The 17,500-nt window shown below is 68.6% G+C and carries 15 protein-coding genes and 1 tRNA gene; 9 read left to right on the top strand and 7 right to left on the bottom strand.

What is annotated here, in order from left to right; genetic code table 11:
- Window positions 1–13 precede the first annotated feature (13 nt).
- The 3 genes from N8I71_RS02635 to N8I71_RS02625 all read right to left on the bottom strand — a co-directional run bounded on the left by N8I71_RS02635 (window position 14) and on the right by N8I71_RS02625 (window position 1,689).
- A tRNA-Val gene (locus tag N8I71_RS02635) sits at window positions 14–89 on the bottom strand.
- Between the two features lie 52 nt (window positions 90–141).
- Complete coding sequence (locus tag N8I71_RS02630; protein ID WP_262876377.1) at window positions 142–723, bottom strand: histidine phosphatase family protein; 582 nt, start codon at window positions 721–723, stop codon at window positions 142–144.
- A 72-nt stretch (window positions 724–795) separates the two neighbouring features.
- On the bottom strand, window positions 796–1,689 hold the full coding sequence (locus N8I71_RS02625) for a UTP--glucose-1-phosphate uridylyltransferase (protein ID WP_262876376.1): 894 nt from the start codon (window positions 1,687–1,689) through the stop codon (window positions 796–798).
- Window positions 1,690–2,046: 357 nt separating this feature from the next.
- On the opposite strand from N8I71_RS02625, the gene N8I71_RS02620 reads away from it, so the two are divergent.
- The 3 genes from N8I71_RS02620 to ggpS are packed head-to-tail and all read left to right on the top strand — an operon-like array spanning window position 2,047 to window position 5,465.
- Entirely contained in the window at window positions 2,047–3,189 is a 1,143-nt protein-coding gene (locus tag N8I71_RS02620) for an NAD(P)H-dependent glycerol-3-phosphate dehydrogenase (RefSeq protein ID WP_262876375.1), read from the top strand.
- Complete coding sequence (locus tag N8I71_RS02615; protein ID WP_262876374.1) at window positions 3,186–3,971, top strand: HAD family hydrolase; 786 nt, start codon at window positions 3,186–3,188, stop codon at window positions 3,969–3,971. The genes N8I71_RS02620 and N8I71_RS02615 overlap by 4 nt, the downstream gene beginning before the upstream one ends.
- Before the next feature lie 12 nt (window positions 3,972–3,983).
- Window positions 3,984–5,465 carry a glucosylglycerol-phosphate synthase gene (gene ggpS / locus N8I71_RS02610; RefSeq protein ID WP_262876373.1) on the top strand — a complete coding sequence of 494 codons (1,482 nt, stop codon included), beginning with the start codon at window positions 3,984–3,986 and terminating at the stop codon, window positions 5,463–5,465.
- 142 nt (window positions 5,466–5,607) lie between these two features.
- On the opposite strand, the gene N8I71_RS02605 is transcribed toward ggpS, so the two are convergent.
- The 4 genes from N8I71_RS02605 to N8I71_RS02590 all read right to left on the bottom strand — a co-directional run bounded on the left by N8I71_RS02605 (window position 5,608) and on the right by N8I71_RS02590 (window position 9,637).
- Window positions 5,608–7,128 carry a tripartite tricarboxylate transporter permease gene (locus N8I71_RS02605; RefSeq protein WP_262876372.1) on the bottom strand — a complete coding sequence of 507 codons (1,521 nt, stop codon included), beginning with the start codon at window positions 7,126–7,128 and terminating at the stop codon, window positions 5,608–5,610.
- A gap of 12 nt (window positions 7,129–7,140) precedes the next feature.
- Complete coding sequence (locus N8I71_RS02600; protein WP_262876371.1) at window positions 7,141–7,644, bottom strand: tripartite tricarboxylate transporter TctB family protein; 504 nt, start codon at window positions 7,642–7,644, stop codon at window positions 7,141–7,143.
- Window positions 7,645–7,684: 40 nt separating this feature from the next.
- Complete coding sequence (locus tag N8I71_RS02595; RefSeq protein ID WP_262876370.1) at window positions 7,685–8,656, bottom strand: Bug family tripartite tricarboxylate transporter substrate binding protein; 972 nt, start codon at window positions 8,654–8,656, stop codon at window positions 7,685–7,687.
- A gap of 126 nt (window positions 8,657–8,782) precedes the next feature.
- On the bottom strand, window positions 8,783–9,637 hold the full coding sequence (locus N8I71_RS02590) for a universal stress protein (RefSeq protein ID WP_262876369.1): 855 nt from the start codon (window positions 9,635–9,637) through the stop codon (window positions 8,783–8,785).
- Between the two features lie 276 nt (window positions 9,638–9,913).
- Here N8I71_RS02590 and N8I71_RS02585 point away from each other — a divergent pair, with 276 nt between their 5' ends.
- The 6 genes from N8I71_RS02585 to N8I71_RS02560 all read left to right on the top strand — a co-directional run.
- Entirely contained in the window at window positions 9,914–12,364 is a 2,451-nt protein-coding gene (locus N8I71_RS02585) for a GcvT family protein (protein ID WP_262876368.1), read from the top strand.
- 5 nt (window positions 12,365–12,369) lie between these two features.
- The gene (locus N8I71_RS02580; RefSeq protein WP_406676069.1) at window positions 12,370–13,938 is read left to right on the top strand and encodes a trimethylamine methyltransferase family protein; all 1,569 of its coding nucleotides are present in this window, start codon (window positions 12,370–12,372) and stop codon (window positions 13,936–13,938) included.
- Between the two features lie 21 nt (window positions 13,939–13,959).
- Window positions 13,960–14,613, top strand: a complete 654-nt coding sequence (locus N8I71_RS02575) for a TetR/AcrR family transcriptional regulator (protein WP_262876367.1) — start codon at window positions 13,960–13,962, stop codon at window positions 14,611–14,613.
- Window positions 14,610–15,860, top strand: coding sequence for a sarcosine oxidase subunit beta family protein (locus N8I71_RS02570; protein WP_262876366.1), 1,251 nt, complete (start codon window positions 14,610–14,612; stop codon window positions 15,858–15,860). Before N8I71_RS02575 ends, N8I71_RS02570 begins: the two co-directional genes overlap by 4 nt.
- A 50-nt stretch (window positions 15,861–15,910) precedes the next feature.
- Entirely contained in the window at window positions 15,911–16,177 is a 267-nt protein-coding gene (locus tag N8I71_RS02565) for a sarcosine oxidase subunit delta (RefSeq protein WP_262876365.1), read from the top strand.
- The coding region (locus tag N8I71_RS02560) for a 2Fe-2S iron-sulfur cluster-binding protein (RefSeq protein ID WP_262876364.1) at window positions 16,174–17,500 on the top strand (1,327 nt) is incomplete at its 3' end. The genes N8I71_RS02565 and N8I71_RS02560, both read left to right, overlap by 4 nt.

Raw genomic sequence — 17,500 nt, 5'->3', positions numbered from 1 at the left:
CTTGCCGGTCCGATGGTGGGTGGTGAGGGACTCGAACCCCCGACATCTTCGGTGTAAACGAAGCGCTCTACCAACTGAGCTAACCACCCGACGCGGCGGGTCATAGACCGGGCGCCTCGGCCATGGCAAGGCCCGACGCGCCTACTGCGCGATCAGGTGCGCCGTGCCGTTCTCGATCACGTGTACCACTCCCTGTCCCCCCGGAACCCTGCCCAGATCCTCGGGCGGACGGCCAAGGGCGAGGCAGCGCAGGACACGCGAGGTCAGACCATGGGTCACGATCACCGTGGGGGCCGACAGGTCCGCCAGGATCGCACGCGCCCGCGCGGCAAGGGCGCCGAGCGTCTCGCCGCCCGGCGCGTCGAACTTCCATTCCATCGGATCGCGCCCGGCCACGAGAGGCGCCCACCCCGCCTCGATCTCGGCCAGCGTCAGACCCTGCCACTCGCCGAGCGCGACCTCGCGCAGACGCGGGTCGAGCGCGAGGGACAGGCCGAGGCCGGAGAGCGCGATACGCGCGGTCTCCACGGAACGTCCGCTGTCGCTTGAGACGGCCTGGGACCCATCGGGCAGAATCCGGGAGAGGATAGCCCCCTGGCGGGCCGCCTGCTCCCGCCCCAGTCGGGTGAGGGCGGAATCGAGATGGCCCTGCATCCGGCCGTCGCGGTTCCACTCGGTCTCGCCATGGCGCAGGACGAACAGGGGTGGAAGCATCGGGGTCATGGCGCCGAGCGATAGCCGCGCCGCCCGCCGGGGACAAGCCGCGCGCCGCCGTGCCGAGCCGTCCGGAGACCGTCAGGCCGCGCGTTCGGCCGCCATCTCCGCATCGAGCTCGGCGAGCACCGCCGCGTATTCGGGGTCCTGACGCGCGAGGTGCAGCGTTGCCGCCAGCATGCCGGTCTTCGATCCGCAGTCGAACCTGCGCCCGGAAAAGCGGAAGCCCGCAAGACCAACGCGGGACGCGCCTTCGGAGATGGCGTCGGTCAGCTGGATCTCGCCGCCCGCTCCGGGCGCCTGGCCATCGAGCGCGTCAAAGATCGAGGCGTCGAGAACGTAGCGGCCGACGACCGCCTCGCGCGACGGCGCCGCCTCGGGCGCGGGTTTTTCGACCATGCCGTCGGCTTCGAGGAGTTGCCCGGCCCGACGCGTGACCGAAAGGATGCCGTATTTCGACGTCTCTTCCGGCGCGACGGTCATCGCGGCGACGAGGTGGCCCGCGTCGGTCCTGCCATAGGCGGACACCATTTCCGTCAGCGCGCCCGGTTTGCCGAGGATCAGGTCATCGGGCAGCAGCACCGCCACGGGCCCCGGCAGGACGTCGTCGCGCGCGCAGTTCACGGCATGGCCCAGTCCGAGTGGCTCGTGCTGCATCACGAAGCGCACGTCGTCGTCCACGGGGCAAAGCGCCGTCTCGGCAAGCTCGGCGGCGACCTTCGACTTCCCCCGCGCCCGGAGCGTCGCGCGCAGGTCGCGGTCGTCCATCACGTGACGCTCGATCGCGGCCTTGGAGGGGTGGCTGACGAAGACCATGCGCTCGATGCCGGCCGCGCGTGCCTCGTCGATGGCATACTGGATGAGCGGCGTGTCTATGACTGGCAGCAGTTCCTTGGGCGTGACCTTGGTCGCCGGAAGAAACCGGGTGCCCAGGCCCGCGACGGGAAAGATGGCGGTACGGACGTCGGATGTCATTCGAAAACCCCTCTTTGTGATTGCTGCTATGCAGCGCAACCTAAGGGTCTCGGCGCAGATGTCAAAAAACGACACCGACTTGTCGCTTTTCGTCACCTCCCTGCTACATTTTGCGCCGGATGAGCGCATTCTGCAGGCATTTTGTGGTCATATCGGGGGGTGCCATACCGTGCCGGTACCGAAAACAGGGGTCGTTTCGCAGCTGCGGCATTGACCTTTCCGCAAAGACATGTACCTTTAGCGACATGTTTGCTTCATAAGCGACATAGAGCGCCCGCTCACATGGTGGGCAGACCGGCAGCCCGACCATCGCGTCGCAACGCCTCGCCGCAAGGCTCTGAAATCCAGCGAGACGACATGAAACACCAGCCTCTGGCGGGGGTTCCGCGCCCGTTCCGTCCCACATCCTTCAAGCGCATCGCCGTGATCGGCGCAGGGTCCTGGGGGACGGCCGTTGCGGCGACCATCGCCCGCGCCGGGGTCGAGGCGCGTCTCTGGGGCCGCGATCCGCAGGTCTGCGACGCGATCAACGCCCGCTCGGAGAACCCGCGTTACCTTCCCGGCATCGCCCTGCCGGACAACCTTCACGCCGTGCACGAGATGCGCGGAGCGCTCGACGGTGCTGAGGCCGCGGTGATCGTGGTGCCCTCGCGCTCGGTGCGCTCGGTCGCAAGGCAGGTGGCCGAACACGCGCCGGACGGCATTCCCGTCGCCATCTGCGCCAAGGGGATTGAGGCCGAGACCGGACTTCTTATGACCCAGGTCGCCGAAGAGGAACTTGGCCACCGCCCGGTGGGCTGCGTCTCGGGGCCGACCTTCGCGACAGAGACGGCACTTGGTCATCCGACCGCCGCGACCGTCGCCTTCCCCTTCACCTATGCCGACCGTCTGCGCCCGGACGAAAGCCCGGCCGCGCGGATGGCCATGTCCCTGACCACCGAGAGCTTCCGCGCCTACATCTCCGACGACCTCGTGGGCGTCGAGATCGGCGGCGCGGTCAAGAACGTCATCGCCATCGCCTGCGGAATGATGACGGGCGCGGGCTTTGCCGAGAACACGCGCGCCGCGCTCATCACCCGGGGCGTCGACGAGATGAAGGCCCTGGCCGAGGCGCTCGGCGGCCGCCGCGAGACCGTCACGGGACTGTCGGGCATGGGCGACCTGACGCTCACCTGCTCCAGCCCGACGTCCCGCAACATGTCGCTGGGATTGCAACTCGGACAGCGCATCCCGCGCGCGGAATGCTTCGACGGCCGCCCGGTCGTCGTGGAAGGCGAGATGAATGCGCGCTCGGTCACCGACCTCGCCCGCCGTGTCGGCGTCTCGATGCCGATCTGCGAGGCGGTGCGGGAAATCCTTCACCATGGCGCCGAACCCGGCGCCACCTTCGCCGCGCTCTGGTCCCGCCCGATCGAGGCCGAGCCGCGCGCGATGGATCTCTCCTTCGATCACCCGGCCTCTGACACGGCCATTCAACAATTTGCAGAAAGGTTCTCATGACCCAGGCCCACACGACCGCTCAGCACCCCGACATGTCCGGCAAGGCGCTTGTCCTGGCCACCGATCTCGATGGCACGTTTCTCGGAGGCTCCGATGCATCGCGGGCGCGCCTCTATGACTGGATCGAGGGAAACCGCACGCATGTGGGGCTGATCTTCGTGACGGGCCGCGACCCGGGCTTCATCCGCAACCTCACGCGCAAGGGAGGCGTGCCGCGCCCCGACTACGTGGTGGGTGACGTGGGCACCACCATCGCCTCGGTGGACGAGGATCACCTGCTGTCCCCCATCGCCGAACTCGAGGCCTCCATCGCGGAAGCCTGGGGCGAGGCGAGCGCGCGCGTGCAGGCGGCGCTTCACCGGGTCGCGGGCCTGCGCCTGCAATCCACCGGCTTCCGTTACCGGGTGAGCTACGACATGGACCCCGAGCGCTTCGACGGCAGCGCCTTCGACATCGTGGCAAGCCTCGGGCTCGACGCGCTGGTGTCCGCCGACCGCTATTTCGACGTGCTGCCGAAAGGGGTCAGCAAGGGTCCCTCGCTCCTGCGCCTTCTGACCCATCTCGATGTCCCGAACGAGCGCTGCCTCGTGGCCGGCGACACGCTGAACGACCTGTCGATGCTCGCGCTCGGCCTTCCCGCCGTCGCCGTGGGCAACTCCGAGCCCGCGCTGGTCGCGGAACTGCAGGGCAAGGAGCATGTCCATTTCGCCTCCGGCGAGGGGGCGGCCGGCATCGCCGAGGCCATTCTCGCGCTGGACGTCCTGCGCCGCGACGCCGCCTGAAGGAGCACAGCCATGGCATCCGATCTCGTCATCGTCTACCACCGCCAGCCCTACGAGGAAGTCGAGGAGGACGGGCGCATCGTCCTCAAGGAGAACTCGAGCCCGAACGGCATCGTGCCGACGCTGAAAAGCTATTTCGGCTCGGTCGACCACGGCGCCTGGGTGGCCTGGAAACTGGCCGAGGACCCCTCCGATCCCGGCTTCGAGCAGGTGATCGAGATCGACGACGCCTACGGGAAATACTCGGTCTCCCGCCTGCCGCTCTCGGCCGACCAGGTGCGCGAGTTCTACCACGTGACCTCCAAGGAGGCGTTCTGGCCGATCCTTCACAGCTTCAAGGAACGCTACAACTACGATCCCGTCGACTGGCCGAATTTCCGCGAGGTGAACTGGGCCTTCGCCGAGGCCGCGGCCGCCGAGGCCTCGCAGGGCGCGCTCGTCTGGGTGCACGACTACAACCTCTGGCTCGTGCCGGGCTACCTGCGCAAGCTGCGCCCCGACGTGCGCATCGCCTTCTTCCACCACACGCCCTTTCCCTCCGCCGACACGTTCAACGTGCTGCCGTGGCGCAAGGAGATCGTCCAGAGCCTGCTGGCATGCGACGACGTCGGATTCCATGTGCCGCGCTATGCCGCGAACTTCGTCTCCGTCGCCCGGAGCCTGTTCGACGTCGGCGGCGTCGAGCGCGTCGCGGTTCCCGACAAGTGGATCGCGGAGGGAACCGCCCTGACCGAGCGCGCGATGCCGCAGGCGCTGAGCTATGGCGGCCGCCGGGTCAACATCAGCGTCACGCCGGTCGGGGTCGATGTCGATTTCATCGAACGTCAGGCCGAGGCGCCCGAAGCGGCGCAGAAGGCGCGCGACATCCGCGAGGACCTCGGCGACGCCCGCCTGATCCTCTCGGTCGGGCGGACCGACTATACCAAGGGCGGGATCGAGCAGCTATCGAGCTTCGAGCGCGTGCTGGAGGCCAATCCCGAACTGATCGGCAAGGTGCGCCTGATGCACGTGTCGGTCTCGGCCAACCGCAACATGACGGCCTACGAAAGCATCCAGAACGAGATCGAGCAGACCGCGGGCCGCATCAACGGCCGCTTCGGCACGCTCGACTGGCAACCGATCACGCTGATCTCGCGCGCCATCCCCTTCACCGAACTCGTCTCGCTCTACCGGGCTGCAGACGTGGCCTGGATCACGCCGCTGGCGGACGGGATGAACCTCGTGTGCAAGGAGTTCGTCGCCGCGCGGGTCGATGGCGACGGGGTGCTGGTCCTGTCGGAATTCGCGGGCGCCGCGGTCGAGCTTGGTGGCGCGGTCCTGACCAACCCCTTCTCGAACCGGTCCATGGACAGCTCCATCCTCTCGGCGCTGCGCATGGAGACGTCCGAACGGCGCGGACGCATGGCCCGGCTGCGCAAGGCCGTGCACGCCAATTCCGTGCGGTGCTGGACGCCCGGCACCCTTCGGCCGGGCGTCAGGGCACCCGCGGCCTGAGGACCAAGGGCCGCGCCGCGCCGGCGCGCGGCAGTCGAAACCGTCGGAACGTCGGCAACGTTTCGACGCCGGGGGCCAGCCCCCGGACCCCCGGAGTTTTTTGCCAGGATGAAGGGGGCAGGCGGACGAGGACGCCGATGCCTCAGGCGGCCCCGTCCTCCGCCTTGCCCCGGCGCCGGCGCAGGAGCTTCAGCGCGGGCAGCAGGAGCAGGATCAGCGCCACCACCGTGATCGGCCCGGCAATCGGACGGGTGAAGAAGATCGAGGGATCGCCCGAAGACAGGAGCAGCGACTGGCGCAGGGTCGGCTCGGCGATGGGGCCGAGCACGATGGCAAGGACCGCGGGCGCCAGCGGATAGTCGAAGCGGCGCAGGACGAAGGCTCCGAGTCCGAAGATCACGATCAGCCAGATGTCGAACATGTCCCGCGTGGCCGCGTAGCCGCCGGCGATGGACAGCACGAAGATCATCGGGGCGAGGATCGTGAAGGGCATCCGCAACATCCAGATGAAGAGCGGGATGAAGGCGAGGTTTATCAGGAGCGCTGCGACGTTCGAGATGTAGAAGGATCCGATCAGGCCCCAGACGAACTCGGTCTCCTGAACGAAAAGGAGCGGTCCGGGCGTCAGCCCCCAGATCACCATGCCGCCGAGCAGGATCGCGGTGGTGGGCGAGCCGGGGATGCCGAGCGTCAGCATCGGCAGCATGGAGCCCGTGGAGGCGGAGTTGTTCGCGGCCTCGGGCGCAGCGACGCCGTCGGGATTGCCGCGGCCGAATTCCTCCGGCACGCGCGACATCATCTTGGCGACGCCGTAGGACATGAGCGAGGCGGGCGTGGCGCCGGCGGCGGGCAGAATGCCCACGAAGAAGCCCAGGACCGAACCGATCGCCGTGCCCTTCCATCCGCGGCGCGTGGCCTCGGCGGCGTCCGATGCCATGCCGCGCATGGTCATCTTGGGCGTGCTCGTCTCGACCTCGCCGCGGGCCTGGTCGATGGTCCAGATCATCTCGCCGATGCCGTAGACGCCGATGGCCAGGACGAGGAAGCCGATGCCCTGCAGGAAGCCGTTCATGTCGAAGAGCACGAGGCGCGGCGCGCCCGAGATCTGGTCGAAGCCGATCGCGCCGAGGACGAGGCCGAAACAGATCGAGAAGATCGTCTTGGGGATGTCGTCGCCCCCGAGCCCCACGAAGGTGGCGAAGGCCAGCAGCATCAGCGCGAAGATCTCGGGCGGCCCGAAGGCGAGCGCGACGCTGGCCAGAAGCGGTGCGAAGGCGGTGAAGAAGACGTTCGCCACCGTGCCGCCGATGAACGAGGCGATGGCGGCTGTCACCAGCGCCAGGCTCGCCCTGCCCTGCCGCGCGAGCGGTCGACCGTCGAAGGTGGTCGCGACCGCCGTCGAGGCGCCCGGGATGCCGAGCGTGATCGACGAGATCGCCCCGCCATACATCGCCCCGTAGTAGATCGCGGCGAGGAAGATGATCGCCCCGCTCGGGGGCACGAGGAAGGTGATGGGCAGCAGGATCGCCACCCCGTTGACCGAACCGAGCCCCGGCATCGCGCCGATGAACAGGCCCACCGTCACGCCGATCAGGATCAGCGCGAGGTTGAGGGGCTGAAGCGCCAGCAACATGCCGCCGCCAAGAAGGGACAGGATTTCCATGTCGGATGCCGCCTAGTAGATGATTTCGTAGAGCAGATCGAACAACGGATCGGTGAACGGCAGGCCGGTGGGCATCGTGATCCGCATCGCACCCTCGAAGAAGAAGAAGAAGATCAGCGGCGTGGCCAGCGAGATCGTGAGGCTGAGGCCCCAGGAATGGCGCCCGAGGAACCGCAGGTAGTAGAGCAGGAAGACCGCGATCGCGCCGTACATCGAGATGACCTCGATGAGGGCCACGAACACGATCAGCGCGCCGCCCACCGTGATGACCATGCGCCAGCCGTAGCTGTCGAGAAACGGCTCTTCCGACCGTGAAGGCGGGCTGGTGCCGCGCCACCAGTTGAAGGCGATGAAGCCGCAACAGACCAGCATGATCGCCGACAGCCAGAAGGGCCAGGCGCCGCCGCCCGGTCCCCGGCCGGAGACAAAGCCTATGGGGAGTTCGGCGCTCTTCACCATCAGGTATACGGAGAAGAGCGCCAGGATCCCGGCCACGAAGATTTCGCCGTTGCGCATGTCGCCCTCTATTCGCCAGGCACGTTGACGGAGGGCGGGATCATTCGCCGAGGCTGGCGAGAAGCTCCCGATGGCTTTCGACCTGTGTCGCCCAGTAGGCGCGCTGCTCGTCGGCATTCATCCACAGCGGCGAGAGGCTCTCGGATTCGAGATAGGCCTGCCATTCGTCGCTTTCGTAGATACGGGTGAAGAGATCGGCGTAGTAGGCCGCCGCCTCGTCCGACATGCCCGGCGCGCCGACCACGGCCCGCTGGTTGTAGTAGGAGAAGTCGTGCCCCATCTCGCGCATCGTCGGCACGTCGGGATAGGCCGGCAGACGCTCGTCCGAGAAGGCCACGAGCGGCACGAACTGGCCCGCCTCGTAGAAGCCCTTGGCTTCGGCGGGGTTGTTCACCGTCGCCATGATCTGCTGACCGGCGAGATCGCGGGCCACCGCGCCGCCGCCGTCATAGGGGATGTAGTTGATGTCGAGGTCGTAGGCGCCCGACATGAACGCGATGACGATCGAGTCCTCCTGGCCTGTGCCCGTGCCGCCCATCACGAACTCGCCGTCCATCGAGCGAACCTGCTGGAGGAACTGCTCGAAATTGGTGATGCCGCTGTCGGTGTGGACCCACAGGACGAAGGGATCGACGCCCATCATCGCGACCGGCGTGAAGGTCTGGATGTCGATGCCGAGGTTTTCCTGCCGAAGCGGCGTCGTGAAAAAGGAGTTCAGCGTCACGAGGATCGTGTGATCGGGGTCGGACGTGCTGCTGACATGGATCAGCGCCTCGGCACCCGACCCGCCGCCGCGGTTCGTCGGCACAAGCGGACGGTTGGTCATGTCGTATTGTTCGGCCACCGACTGGATGAAGCGGGCGATCTGGTCGGCGCCGCCGCCGGGGCCGGCCATGATGGTGAAATCGATGGGACGCCGGGGCTCCCAATCCTGGGCGAAGGCCGCCATGGGCGACATCGCAATGAGTGCCGCGCAGGACATCTGAACAAGGCCGCGCATCGTCTTCGTCATGATAGAACCTCCCCTCTCGCAGAAACGGGCGAGGTGCCGGACCTGTCCGGCCCCCTCGCCAAGGGAGTAACTAAATTACAACCGCTTTCCTTCAAGCCTTATTTTATTTCGCCGCGAAATTTTCTTTCAATGGGCCATCACCACGGGAATTTTCGCCTTGTCGACAACGCTTTGGGTGTTGCCTCCGAAGAGCGTCTCGCGCTCGTGGCTGTGCCCGTAGGCGCCCATGATCAGCAGACCCGCCCCCGTTTCGGTGGTTTTCTCCAACAGAGCGAGGCCGGGTTTGCGGGCCTCGAACCGGTGGATCACGGCGGCGATGCCCCGCAACCGGTAGTAGTCCGCCAGTTCCTCGGTGGTGGCTCCGTGGGGTTCCCCGCGCCCGCCGGCGAGGATCGTGACGCTGTCGGCGGCGACAGCCAGATCGAGCGTCAGGGCCACGGTCCGCGCCGCTTCGAGCGACCCGTTCCAGCCCACCGCGATCCGCGCGCCGAAGTCCGGATCGACGCCGTCGGTGCGCGGGCACATCAGGACGGGCCGCCCGGTCTGGAACAGTGCCGCCTTCAGCGCGTTGGTCCCGAGGTTGCGGTCGCGGTCAGGCTGAACCACCACGACAAGGTCGGCCAGGCGCCCGTTGTGTTTCACGATGTCGGTGACGCGGCCAAATTCCTCGACGAATTCCACGGTGGCCCGCGTGCCGTCGGGACTCTCCGTCTCGGAGAGGTCGAGCGACCCCGCCATCCCGTGGAGCGCCTCGCGCAGGGCGTTCTCCTCCTGGTCGGCCAGTTCCGAGGCCTGGGTCATGATCGTCTCGCGCGCGAAGGACGGCAGAAGCGTGCTGTAGGGGATCATGTCCTCGGGGCGCGCGCGGCAATGGGCGACGACGATATGCGCCTTGTGCCGATGGGCCAGCGCAGCCGCATGGGCAAGCGCGGTTTCTCCCATGCCATCGCCGCTTACGGGCACGAGTATTCTCTTGAGCATGGCTGGTCCTCCCTAACCTGCCCCGCCCCCCGGTTCCTGATTTCCGGTCGGGTGCGGAATCTCCGGACGAAGGTATAGCGCGTTTGCCGACGATATCTGATGAAATCGTTGCAGACCGCGCATCCCGCCGGTCGGGGCGCCCAAGACGCGGCGGCGTCTTGCGGCCGGGAACGACCCGGACGGGGGCGTCCGCGCGGTGTGGACACTTATGTCTAGACATGGCGCCGAGGCCGCCCTTAGCCTTTGCCGGACAGGCTCGCCGAGGGAGGATTCGCCGTGAAATCGCAGTATCGTGTCGTGGTCATCGGGGGCGGCGTCGTAGGCGCCTCGGTTCTCTACCACCTGGCGAAATTCGGATGGACGGACGTGTGCCTGCTGGAACGCTCGGTCCTGACGGCGGGTTCGTCGTGGCACGCGGCGGGCGGGTTCCACGCGCTCAACGCGGATCCGAACATGGCCGCGCTGCAGGCCTACACGATCGACCTACTGTCCGAGATCCAGGAGGAATCGGGACAGGACATCGGCCTGCACATGACCGGCGGCCTGACCCTTGCCGGCACGCCCGACCGCTGGGAATGGCTGCAATCGGCCTATCGCATCTTCCAGTCCATCGGGATCGAGGACTGCCGCCTGGTGACGCCCGAGGAATGCGGCGAGCTGAACCCGATCATGTCGACCCACGGCATTCTCGGTGGCATGTGGGCCGACCGCGAGGGCTATCTCGACACGACAGGCACCGTCCACGCCTATGCGAAAGCCGCCCGGAAGCGGGGGGCGGAGGTTTTCGAGCATACAAGGGTCGAGGCGCTGGAACAGACCGCCGAGGGCTGGCGCATCGTGACCGACAAGGGCACGATCACCTGCGAGCACGTGGTCAACGCCGCCGGCCTCTGGGCCAAGCAGGTCGGACGCATGGCGGGGATCGAGCTTCCGGTTTCGCCGCTCAAGCATCACTACCTGATCTCGGACACGATCCCCGAACTGGAGCGGATCAACTTCGAGGTCCCGATGACCGTCGATCTCGAGGGGTTTACCTATCTCCGGCAGGATCAGAAGGGCGTGCTGCTCGGCATCTACGAGATCGAGCACGAACACTGGGCCATGGACGGCGCGCCGTGGGACTACGGGATGGAGCTGTTCCAGGAACAGACCGACCGGATCGAGACCGAACTGACGCTGGGCTTCGAGCGATATCCCGCGCTACAGGAAGTGGGCGTCAAGACATGGGTCAACGGGGCCTTCACCTTCTCGCCCGACGGCAACCCGCTCGTCGGGCCCGTGCGCGGCAAGCGCGGCTACTGGTGCGCCTGCGCCGTGATGGCTGGTTTCCTGCAGGGCGGAGGGGTCGGCAAGACGCTGGCCGAGTGGATGATCCACGGCGAGCCCGAGGCGGATGCCTGGGCGATGGACGTGGCGCGCTATGGCGACTACGCGCAGAACAAGCGCTTCATCCGCGAGACGACGGGCCAGTTCTACACCCGCCGCTTCGTGATGACCTATCCCAACGAGCAGCTTCCCGCGGGCCGCCCGCTGAAGATGGCGCCGGCGCACGCCGAGATGGAGGCGGCAGGCTGCCGCTGGGGCGTGAGCTACGGACTGGAAGTGCCGCTCTACTTCGCGCCGACGCCGGATTTCGAGGAGAAGCCGACGCTGAAACGCTCCAACGCCATGCCGATCGTGGCGGAAGAATGCGAGGCCGTGCGCGAGGCGGCGGGCCTGCTCGACATCACCGGCTTCTCGCGGTTCGAGGTCACCGGCCCCGGGGCGCGGGCCTGGCTCGACCGGATCATGGCCTCGCGACTGCCCAGGCCGGGCCGCGCGCGGCTGGCGCCGATGCTGTCAGAAACGGGGCGGCTCAAGGGCGACCTGACGGTCTTCAACTGGGGGCCTGACGCCGATGGAAACGACACCTGGTGGATCATGGGGTCCTACTACCTGCGCGAATGGCACATGCGCTGGTTCTGGGACCACGGGACCGAGGGCGTCGAGGTGCGCGACATCTCCGACGCGGTCGTCGGGTTCTCCCTGTCCGGACCGGAAAGCCTGAAGATCGTGGAGCGGCTGACCGACGGCCCGATCGGCGCCCTGCCCTTCATGGGCTGCGGGCATTTCGACATCGGGCTGCACCGCTGCAAGATCGGGCGTCTGTCGGTGGCGGGAGAGCTTGGCTACGAGATGCACTGCAACGCCGCCGATCATGCCGGGCTGCGCCGCGCGCTGCTGGAGGCGGGCGCCGACCTCGGCCTGCGCGAGATCGGCTACAACGCGCTCCTGTCGCTAAGACTGGAGAAGAGTTTCGGGATCTGGTCGGCGGAATTCACGCAAGGCTACACGCCCGGCCAGACCGGCATGGATCGCTGGATCGACTGGGAGAAGGGCGATTTCGTCGGCCGCGAGGCGGCGCTGGCCGAACGGGGCGGGCCGGGACCGGCGCAGGTGGTCGTCACGCTGGAAGTCGAGGACGGCGACGCCGATGCCAGCGGCTACGAACCCGTCTGGCGGAACGGAAAGCGCGTGGGCTTCGTCACCTCCGGCGGCTACGGGCACACGCTGGGCAAATCGCTCGCCATGGCGATGGTGGACCGGGACGCGGCGGCGGAGGGCACGGCGCTCAGCACGCATATCGTCGGGGTCGAGCGCGGGGCGCGCGTGATCGCCGCCTCGCCCTACGATCCCGAGGGACGCGCCATGCGCGGCCTGCCCCGGCGCGCGATGGGGCCGGTATGACGTCGATGGACGTCGCGGAGCCGCCGTCCCCACGCCGGCGGCGGCGCCGCCGCATGGAGGGCGGCGAGGGGCGGCCCGGCGGCGCGGGCGCCACGCCGCCCCGCGAGGTGAACTACCGTCAGCTGCGCAACCCCTTCCCGGTCATGTCGGTCTTTTCCGACGACGAGGCCGCGAACATGCACCTCACGGCGCTCCGCACGCTGGAGGAACTCGGCGTGAAGGTCCTCCTGCCCGAGGCGCGCCGGATCTTCGCCACGGGCGGCGCGCGCGTCGAGGCGGAGATGGTCTTCATCGGGCGCGACATGGTGGAGGCGGCGCTGGCGACCGCGCCACGCTCGATCCGGTGCAACGCGGGCGCGCGGCCCCGCGACGTGACGCTGGAGCTTGGCGCGCTAAACTTCCAGCCGGGCGCGGGCGCGCCGCATGCCACCGACATCCGTCGCGGGCGGCGGCCCGGTTCGGCCAGCGATTTCCGTGACTTCACGCGCCTGACCCACGAATTCGACGTCTTCCAGATGCTCTCGCCCTCGGTCGAGCCGCAGGACGTGCCGACCCATCTGCGCCACTACTTCACGACGCGAACCCAGCTTGAGCTGTCGGACAAGTTCCCCTTCCTCTTCGCCCGCGGAACGCCGCAGACCCTGGACAATTTCGAGATGCTGGCGATCGCCCGCGGTCTCTCGGACGAGGCATTCCACAGCGAGGTCTACGCCTACACCATCATCAACACGAATTCCCCCCGCACGCTCGACGTGCCCATGGCGCAGGGCCTGATCGACTTCGCCCGCGCCGGGCAGCTTTCGATCGTGACGCCCTTCACGCTGATGGGGGCGATGGCGCCGATCACGGTGGCGGGCGCGATCACGCTCAGCCATGCCGAATGCCTCGCCGCGATCACGCTGACGCAACTGGTGCGCCCGGGCGCGCCGGTCTGCTACGGCACCTTCACCTCGAACGTCGACATGAAGTCCGGCGCGCCCGCCTTCGGGACGCCGGGACATTTCCAGGCCTCGCTGGCGGCCGGTCAGATGGCGCGGCTCCTGGGCCTTCCATGGCGGTCGGCCGCGGGATCGGCCTCGAACCTCAACGACGCGCAGGCGGCCAACGAAAACCAGTTCGGGCTCTGGGGGTGCCTTCTGGCCGGCGCGACCGTGGTCATTCATGCGGCGGGGTGGCTTGAGGGCGGGCTCACGGTATCCTACGAGAAGATCGTGACCGATGTGGACGTCCTGAACATGGTGGCCGAACTCTGCGCCGGGCAGCGCGCCGGACCTTCCGAGATCGGCTTCGACACCGCCCTCGCCGCGGTCGAGCCGATGGGCCATTTCTTCGCCGCACCGCAGACGATGGAGCGCTACGGGACCGAGTTCTACGCCCCCCTGGTGCACGACTACGCAAATTTCGGCACCTGGACCGAGCGCGGCGCGCGTGACGCCACCGAGCGCGCCGCGGGCGTCTGGGAAGCCATCCTCGACCGCCCCGCCGAGCCCGTCCTGCCCCAGGACCGGCACGAGGCGCTTGATGCCTTCATCGCCCGGCGCGAGGCCGAGGGCGGCGCGGCCCCGGAAAGCTGAGCCATGGCGGAGCCCGAACGCATGCCTCGCACCTCCCCCTCCGCCACGGTCGAGCCGCTGGCGGGCAACGTCAAGGTCACGCGGGAGGACTGGCTGCGCGTGGCGATGGACCTTCTGGTCTCGGACGGCGTGTCGGAGGTGAAGGTCCTCACCATCGGGGAACGCCTGGGCGTCTCGCGGTCGTCTTTTTACTGGTATTTCAAGAGCCGCAAGGACCTGTTGAACCAGCTGCTTGCGGAATGGGAACGCGGCAATACCGGCATACTGCTCGCCCATGCCGCGATGCCCTCGGCCGACATCATCGATGCGGTCAACAACTTCTTCCGCTGCATCGTGGATCCCGACGGCTTCAACCATCAGCTCGACTTCGCGGTCCGCGAATGGGCCCGCCGCGACGGCGCGGTGCGCCGCGTGATCGACCGGTCCGACACCGCCCGGACCGAGGCGATCGCGGCCATGTTCCGCCGCCACGGATATCCGCCGGAGGAGGCCGACATCCGCGCCCGCGTGCTCTACTACCAACAGATCGGGTATTACGCGCTGGAACTGAACGAGACGCTGGAGGAACGGCTGTCGCGCGTCCCGGGCTACCTGCACGCCTTCACGGGCGTCCGCCCCCGGCCTGAGCAAGTGGCCGAGTTCGAGGCGCACGCGCGCGGGGTGGCGGCCCGATGACACGGTATTCGGCCATCGCGCTGGCCCGCGAGGGCCTGCTCGGCCACCGTGGCTGGCGCGCGGCCTGGAGGCGCGTCCGGCCCGCCGCCGCCTATGACGCGGTCGTGGTGGGGGGCGGCGGGCACGGGCTCGCCACGGCCTACTACCTCGCGAAGAACCATGGCATGCGCCGGGTCGCGGTGCTGGAGCGTGGCTGGATCGGCGGCGGCAACACCGGGCGGAACACCACGGTGATCCGGTCGAACTACTTCTATCCCGAGAGCGTCGCGCTCTACGATCTCGCGCTCAGGCTCTACGAGGACCTGAGCCGGGAGCTGAACTACAACATCATGCTCAGCCAGCGCGGCATGCTGATCGCGGCGCATACGCCCGCGCAGATGGAGATCTGCGCCCGGATCGCCAACGCGATGCAGCTGAACGGCGTGGATGGGGAGCTGATGGACGCCCGCCGGGCGCTGGAGCGCGTGCCGCTTCTCAACCAGGGGTCGGATGCGCGCTATCGGTGTCTCGGCGGCGTCTGGCAGGGGCGTGCGGGCGTGGCGCGTCACGATGCGGTCGCCTGGGCCTATGCGCGGGCGGCAAGCGCCCTCGGCGTGGATATCGTCGAGAACTGCGAGGTCACGGGCATCGCTATCGAGGGCGGCGCGGTCACGGGCGTGGAAACGACACTGGGCCCGATCCGCACCGAGCGACTGGGCCTCGCCGCCGCGGGGGCGACGCCGGCCCTCGCCGCGATGGCGGGCGCGCGTCTTCCGATCCACGATTACGCGCTGCAGGCCTTCGTCTCGGAACCCGTGAAGCCGGTCCTCGACACGGTGCTGCTCTACCTCGGGACCGGCACCTACGTGAGCCAGTCGGACAAGGGCGAACTGGTCTTCGGAGGCGGGCTCGACCGGGTGCCGACCCATGGCCAGCGCGGCAACCTGCCGGTGCAGGAGACGGTGATCTCGGGACTGCTGGAGATGTTCCCGGCCTTCGGGCAGCTGAAGCTCCTGCGGCAATGGGCGGGCGTCGTCGACGTCGTGCCGGACAGCTCGCCCATCCTCGGCCCCGTGGGTCCCGAGGGCCTGTACGTCAACTGCGGCTGGGGCACCGGCGGGTTCAAGGCGATCCCCGCCGGCGGCTGGCTGCTGGCGCATTTGCTTGCCGAAGGCCGCCACCACGAGATCAGCCGCCCCTTCGACCTGTCCCGCTTTGCCGAGGGGCGCCTGATCGACGAGGCCGCGGGCTCCGGCATCGCGCACTAGGGAGACGGACCATGCCTCAGGTAGCGAAGCGATAGGCGGGAAAGACAAACATGCAACGCTTCCCCTGCCCCTTCTGCGGCCCGCGCGACGAGACGGAGTTCCACTTCGCCGCCGAAGCGGGCAAGCACCGGCCAGAGCCGGCGCCGGACGTCACCGATGCCGCCTGGGCCGACTATCTTTACATGAACGACGCACCGAAGGGCACGGCCCGCGAGGTCTGGGTTCACCTGACCTGCGGCGAGTTCTTCGTGATGACGCGGGACACCGCCACCCGCGCGGTGACGGATGTGGCAGCCCTGCCGGGACGGACGCCATGAGCGGCTGGCGGCACCCGGATCTCGGCCGGATCGACCGCGACAGGCCCTTGTCCTTCACCTTCGACGGCATGCCGCTTCGGGGCTACGCGGGCGACACGCTGGCCTCGGCACTGCTGGCGGGCGGACCGCGCATCCTGGGGCGGAGCTTCAAGTATCACCGGCCCCGCGGTCTCTGGGGCATGGGCGGGGAGGAGCCGAACGCGATCCTCGACGTGACCGAGGATGGCGTGACCACGCCGAACCAGCGCGCGACGCTGGTCCCGCTGCGCGAGGGCATGGCGCTGCGGTCGGTCAACACCGCCCCCGACGCAAGGCGCGACCGCTTGCAGGTCCTGGACCTCCTGCACCGGTTCCTGCCCGCGGGGTTCTACTACAAGACCTTCATGGCCGGCGGCTGGATGCGGTGGGAGCCGATGATCCGTTCCATGGCCGGGCTCGGCAGGCTCGATCCCGGCCATGCCCCACCGGCCGACAATCCGCACATCGACGGCGCCTGCGATCTGCTGGTGATCGGCGCAGGGCCCGCGGGCCTTGCCGCGGCACGGGCCGCCGCGCGGGCGGGACGGACGGTCTGGCTCCTTGACGAGGCGCGCAAGATCGGCGGCACGCTGCGCTGGCGCGGGGGCAATATCGACGGCGGGCCGTGGCACGACTTCGCCGCCGACGCGCGCGCCGCCGTGGAGGCCGCGGGTGGCCGGGTGCTGACCGACACGACGCTCTGGGGCGCCTTCGATCACGGAACCTTCGCCGCCTGGCAGCGGCGCGACGGACGGCCCGACCTGCACTGGCGCATCCGCGCGAAGGAGACGGTGCTGGCCGCGGGAGCGATCGAGCGGCCGCTCTGGTTCGCCGGAAACGACCGGCCCGGCATCCTCTCGGCCGAGGCGGCACTGCACTACCTCGCGCTTCATGGCGCGGTGGCGGGGCGGCGCATCCTGCTGGCCACCGCCAATGACGCGAGCCATGCCGTGGCCCGCGCCCTGGCCGAGGCCGGCGCCCGCGTCACCATCGCAGATGCCCGGCACGACGGGGTCCCGGACCCGCCCGAGGGCGTCAGGCTCATCCGGGGCGGGCGGCTGACGCGGGCGCACGGGCAGAGCGAAGTCGGCGCGGCCACGGTCAGCGGCGAACACGTCGACGCCGACACGATCCTCGTTTCGGGCGGCTACACGCCCTCGGTTCACCTGTTCTGCCAGGCCGGCGGCAAGCTCGACTTCGACGCGGAGGCCGATGCGCTGGTGCCCCGCCCCGACAGTGCGCCGATGCGCGTGGCGGGCGCGGCCAACGGCGGCTTCGGCCTCGCCCGCGCGCTCGCCGAGGGGC

It is taken from the genome of Roseicyclus sediminis, assembly GCF_025515305.1.
Taxonomy (GTDB): domain Bacteria; phylum Pseudomonadota; class Alphaproteobacteria; order Rhodobacterales; family Rhodobacteraceae; genus Roseibacterium; species Roseibacterium sediminis.
This window is presented reverse-complemented; position numbering and strand designations above follow the sequence as displayed.

Coding starts and splice junctions, on each gene's coding strand:
- N8I71_RS02630 (WP_262876377.1), bottom strand. CDS start 723: ATGACCCCGATGCTTCCACCCCTGTTCGTCCTGCGCCATGGCGAGACC.
- N8I71_RS02625 (WP_262876376.1), bottom strand. CDS start 1,689: ATGACATCCGACGTCCGTACCGCCATCTTTCCCGTCGCGGGCCTGGGC.
- N8I71_RS02620 (WP_262876375.1), top strand. CDS start 2,047: ATGAAACACCAGCCTCTGGCGGGGGTTCCGCGCCCGTTCCGTCCCACA.
- N8I71_RS02615 (WP_262876374.1), top strand. CDS start 3,186: ATGACCCAGGCCCACACGACCGCTCAGCACCCCGACATGTCCGGCAAG.
- ggpS (WP_262876373.1), top strand. CDS start 3,984: ATGGCATCCGATCTCGTCATCGTCTACCACCGCCAGCCCTACGAGGAA.
- N8I71_RS02605 (WP_262876372.1), bottom strand. CDS start 7,128: ATGGAAATCCTGTCCCTTCTTGGCGGCGGCATGTTGCTGGCGCTTCAG.
- N8I71_RS02600 (WP_262876371.1), bottom strand. CDS start 7,644: ATGCGCAACGGCGAAATCTTCGTGGCCGGGATCCTGGCGCTCTTCTCC.
- N8I71_RS02595 (WP_262876370.1), bottom strand. CDS start 8,656: ATGACGAAGACGATGCGCGGCCTTGTTCAGATGTCCTGCGCGGCACTC.
- N8I71_RS02590 (WP_262876369.1), bottom strand. CDS start 9,637: ATGCTCAAGAGAATACTCGTGCCCGTAAGCGGCGATGGCATGGGAGAA.
- N8I71_RS02580 (WP_406676069.1), top strand. CDS start 12,370: ATGGACGTCGCGGAGCCGCCGTCCCCACGCCGGCGGCGGCGCCGCCGC.
- N8I71_RS02575 (WP_262876367.1), top strand. CDS start 13,960: ATGCCTCGCACCTCCCCCTCCGCCACGGTCGAGCCGCTGGCGGGCAAC.
- N8I71_RS02570 (WP_262876366.1), top strand. CDS start 14,610: ATGACACGGTATTCGGCCATCGCGCTGGCCCGCGAGGGCCTGCTCGGC.
- N8I71_RS02565 (WP_262876365.1), top strand. CDS start 15,911: ATGCAACGCTTCCCCTGCCCCTTCTGCGGCCCGCGCGACGAGACGGAG.